This is a genomic window from Mesorhizobium sp. L103C105A0, assembly GCF_000502215.1.
Classification (GTDB): domain Bacteria; phylum Pseudomonadota; class Alphaproteobacteria; order Rhizobiales; family Rhizobiaceae; genus Mesorhizobium.
This window is the reverse complement of record NZ_AYXF01000048.1, coordinates 1-373: the sequence shown is the minus strand read 5'-3', so window position 1 is coordinate 373 and position 373 is coordinate 1. Positions and strand designations below refer to the sequence as shown.

Here is a 373-nt window from a genome sequence, read left to right as displayed (position 1 = left end):
TTTTTTCAAGCAGAAGACGGCATACGAGATATTGGCGTGACTGGAGTTCCTTTCCTGAGCACGCCAGAGAATCCGGGCTCCGTCCAGATCGCCGGGAAATTGATGCCCCCATCGCTGAACCGGTCGGAATCCACCAGGCCAGTCACCAGCCTGAAGGGAAGATCCTCGCGATTGACCGGATGCGTCGCGAAGAGCGACCAGCCGTCTCGATCTGTATGGTCCAGAAGCTGTTGAATTTGATAGCGGCTTGACCGGGAGTGGCAAACGGGCTGCCGGCGAGCTGCCCCGGCGTGTGGAAGCTCAAAGGCGCTCGGGGGTGGTTCTCAGTGACCGGGTCTGGAATCTGCCAGTCCCAGGAAAAGGTCCCTTTGTC

1 pseudogene is annotated in these 373 nt (G+C 59.0%); it reads right to left on the bottom strand.

Features of this window, described 5'->3' with window-relative positions:
* Positions 1-142: 142 nt before the first annotated feature.
* Positions 143-373 (bottom strand): annotated as a pseudogene (locus X727_RS1000000168725) (hypothetical protein); the annotation flags it as partial.